This is a genomic window from Saccharomonospora azurea NA-128 (assembly GCF_000231055.2).
GTDB lineage: Bacteria > Actinomycetota > Actinomycetes > Mycobacteriales > Pseudonocardiaceae > Saccharomonospora > Saccharomonospora azurea.
In genome coordinates this window covers 3,699,419-3,701,505 of record NZ_CM001466.1, presented here as the reverse complement: position 1 = coordinate 3,701,505, position 2,087 = coordinate 3,699,419, and the positions used below count along the sequence as shown (strand labels likewise).

General features: G+C 74.9%; 2 protein-coding genes. Both read right to left on the bottom strand.

The genetic code is table 11. The features are described from left to right. Positions 1-1,249, bottom strand: a 1,249-nt coding sequence (locus SACAZDRAFT_RS22605) for an ATP-dependent helicase (RefSeq protein WP_005443745.1), incomplete at its 3' end; no start/stop codon positions are given. After that, positions 1,246-2,087 (bottom strand): RecB family exonuclease (locus SACAZDRAFT_RS17000; protein WP_005443744.1); only part of this gene is annotated, 842 nt, incomplete at its 5' end. The genes SACAZDRAFT_RS17000 and SACAZDRAFT_RS22605, both read right to left, overlap by 4 nt.

Sequence of the window (2,087 nt, the reverse complement as noted above, 5' to 3'; positions counted from 1 at the left end):
ACGCGACACGCACGTCGGCGGGCCCCGCGCCGGGCCGCGCCCGCAGCTCCCGCACTCCCAGCCCGCTCGCCCGCAGCGGTTCGGCCACCGCGTTGGCCAGCGTCAGCACCTCCGGCGGATTGCGGAAACTCGTCAGCATGCCGTATTCGCGGGCAGGTCCGAGTCCGCCCATCTCCGCACCGCCGTCGCGACGCGGGAAGTCGGTGGTGAAACGCGGCAGGTTCGCCGCACTCGCGCCACGCCAGCCGTAGATCGCCTGCGCGGGATCGCCCACCGCGGTGACCGGCATCGGCTCCCCACCGCCGAACAGCGCCCGCAGCAGCACGCGCTGGGCGTGCCCGGTGTCCTGGTACTCGTCGAGCAGCACGGCGCCGTAACGGCCGCGTTCGGCCGCGACGACGTCCGGCTGGGTCTCGGCCAGGCGCGCCGCGAGCGACATCTGATCGGCGAAGTCCACCGCGCCCTCGGCGCGCTTGCGGTGCTCGTACGCCTCCACCAAGGGCAGCAGCTGGAGCCGGAACCGCTGGGCCGCCACCACGTCGAGCAGGTCCTTGGGCGGCTTCGCGGGCTGCCGCTTCGCACGCGGCGCGGTCTCGACGACGTCGCAGAACCACGCCGTGTACTCGCGGAGCCGGGTGGCGGTGACGAGATGCTCCCCCAACTCACCGGCGAGCGCGAGCACGTGCTCGGTGACGGTCGTGGGCACCTTGTCGGTGTCGAGGTCGGCGTCCCACGAGGAGACGACCCGGTGGGCGAGCTGCCACGCGGCGGTCTCCGACAGGATGCGCGCCCCCGGCTGGACCGGCAGGCGCAGGCCGTGCTCGGCCAGCAACCGCCCCGCATAGGCGTGGTAGGTCAGCACCGTCGGCTCGCCGGAGGCCACCGCGAGCCTGCGCTGCCCCGTGGGGTCCACGTCGTCGAGCAGCCCCGACCCGGCCAGTCGCCGCAGGCGGGCCCGCACCCGCTCGGCGAGCTGCCGGGCGGCCTTACGGGTGAAGGTCAGGCCCAGCACGCGGTCGGGCGTGACGAGACCGTTGGCCACCAGCCACACCACGCGCGCGGCCATCGTCTCGGTCTTGCCCGCGCCCGCGCCCGCCACCACCAGCGCCGGTTCGGGCGGGGCCGCGATGACGGCGGCCTGCTCCGGGGTCGGCGACGGCAGGCCGAGCGCCTCGGCGATGTCGGCCGGCGACACGACGCGGCCGGGCGACGGAGACTCATCGGCCACCGCCTCACTCGTGCTCGTCACGGGCCCGTCACCTGCCTGCCCTCGGGACGCAGCGGGCACGACGGCCGGGCGGGACACCGCGAGCAGTCCGCGTTCTCCCTCGCCGCGTAGGCGGGCCCCGTGCTGTCGGTGGCGGCCTTGCGCACCGTGTGGAGCCACCGGCGCGCGGTCACCTCGTCGAGCGGGGGCTGCTCCCGCACGGTGGCCCCCGTCTTGTTGTGCGACTTGCCCACGTAGAGCAGCTTGGCGCCGCCGGTGCTGCCCTCGTGCCCGGCGAACGCGCCGAGCAGCGTGGCCAGCTGGTAGACCGCGAGCTGCGGGTGCTCGGCGGCCGTGTCGGCGCTGACCACGGTCTTGCTCGTCTTCAGGTCGACGACCACCGGGTTGCCCTCGGAGTCGAGTTCGAGCCGGTCGACCCGGCCCGTCAACGCCACCGTGGGCTCCCCCTCCCCGGCGGGCAGCTCCACCCGCATGTCCTGCTCCACGGCGTGCTGGGTGAGCTCCGCCCGGCTCTGCCGCAGCCAGGCGAGGAAGTTGCGGACCATGCCCTCGACCCGGACGCGTTCCTTGCGGGAGAACCACGGCGCACCGGCGTCCACCTTCGCCCAGGCCGCGTCGAGGTCCTTCCACAGCGTCTGTTCCTCCGCGCCCTCGGCCGCCGCCTGCGCCAGGGCGTGCACGAGGGTGCCCGTCAGCGCGGGCAGTTGCGCGGGATCGGTGCCGCCGTGCCGCTCCACCAGCCAGCGCAGCGGACACGACACCAGGGTGTCGACCACGGACGGCGACACGCGGACGACCTCCCCGGGCCGCCGGAGTGGGCGGTCGCTCGACGGCTGCCACAGGCCGTACCACTGCGCCG